1 protein-coding gene and 2 tRNA genes are annotated in these 1,518 nt (G+C 56.9%); 2 read left to right on the forward strand and 1 reads right to left on the reverse strand.

From position 1 onward, the window contains the following. Positions 1-89: 89 nt before the first annotated feature. Positions 90-1,127, reverse strand: a complete 1,038-nt coding sequence (locus tag BP727_RS01390) for an mRNA surveillance protein pelota (protein WP_286857027.1) — start codon at positions 1,125-1,127, stop codon at positions 90-92. 57 nt (positions 1,128-1,184) lie between these two features. Here BP727_RS01390 and BP727_RS01395 point away from each other — a divergent pair. Further along, positions 1,185-1,272 (forward strand) — tRNA-Asn (locus tag BP727_RS01395). Positions 1,273-1,281: 9 nt separating this feature from the next. Next, positions 1,282-1,356: transfer RNA gene (locus tag BP727_RS01400), tRNA-Ile, on the forward strand. Positions 1,357-1,518 lie beyond the last annotated feature (162 nt).

The raw sequence follows: 1,518 nt of genomic DNA on the forward strand, positions 1-1,518 counted from the left end.
GATTGGCATAGATGCATTCCTGAGTACTTCTGATAGATTACGGCAGGCATAGGACACTTGCAGCATCTGGTCATTTCATCCCCCTTTGATCATGCTATCTTGAACCTGAGCAATGCCGCCACTCCGCCCAAAGAGGCCAGCCTATCCCCGGGCTCAAACTCAGAGCTGAATATGATCACCTTGCCGCGGGAATTGCCTACCTGGCGCATGATATCGTCCACATCATCCCGGCGGGCGAGTTCATCCAAGACCAGCAGGCTCTCTATGGCTCCGTAATTCATCGCCTTCTGCACCTCGGCGATGCCGTAGGCCGCTTTGCCGTCCGTAGCGATCTCCCTGAATAGCTCCTCGATCAGCTTTGCTTCCCTGGCTATGCGGCTGGACTCAAGGACGCTTTTCACCGCTCCCCGGCGGAGCACCTCCTGGAAGCCCGATCTGCCAATTGAGGAAGCATCGTCCATGGCGATCCTCTTCGCCAGGTCGGGGTGAGAGGAGTCTATCACCTTCTTCAGGTCGTCCTTGGCAAATCCCGGGCCAGCGAGGATCACGTCCGCTCCCTCCTGGGCGGCGTTATCTATGGCCTCGGCCACCCCTCTCATAAACGAGGCCCGGGTGTCCTCGCCGCTCCCTTTGCCGCTGCTCATGCGAATCTCTGCTGCCATCTGCACCCCGAACTGGCGGAGAAGGCCTATGGTGGCCTCTCCCTCCTCCACCAGGGCCAGCACCACCTTGGGCCGTTGCGATTCTTTCACCGCATCATCGATTCGTGCCAAGAGGTCTGGCCTCCAGTGATATTTGAGTATGGACAGGTCCGTTCCCACCTCGATATTCAGGGTGTGGTACGATCCCACATCCATGCCCGATACTATGCGTCCATGCAGCCGCAGCCAGTTGGAGTACATGTGAAACTCTACATCTTCTATCTTGACGCCCAGGCGTACCGTCTTTCTCTCCATCTTCTCCGGCCTGGCCTTGTCAGCAATCGCTGGAACCTTTCTCTGGCTCAGGGCGAATACCAGGTCTCCCCTCTCCACTAAGTGGCGCAGGTGCCACAGGTCATCCAGGGACTCGGGAAGAAGGGCGATCTCGCCCTCCTCGCCACGCAAATCTCTCTTCAGGACGCGCATGAGATATCCTCTCTAATCAAAAGGCTTAAATCATTGTGCATCCAGGGTGGTGGTCGAGCCGCCATAACTCAGATGGTAGAGTGTCTGGCTGTTAATTGAATAAGCAGCAACCAGAATGTCACAGGTTCGAGCCCTGTTGGCGGCGCATTCCTCTGGGCCTGTAGCTTAGTCCGGTTAGAGCGCTCGGCTCATAACCGAGTGGCCGCCGGTTCAAATCCGGCCAGGCCCATGCTGGCAACTATAGCCATCTTGGCCTTTCCTGAATTTCATATCTTTGAAAAGCCGAAAAAATTGGTGATGAGGGATATAGCGCGTCTCAGCTCAGGGCTTTGGCTGCGCTCTTCCAGGCGGCGATCTTCTTCTCGGACAGGCCGGTCTTGGCGGCGAGGCT

The sequence above is a fragment of the Methanosaeta sp. UBA356 genome (assembly GCF_002496465.1).
GTDB lineage: Archaea > Halobacteriota > Methanosarcinia > Methanotrichales > Methanotrichaceae > Methanothrix > Methanothrix soehngenii.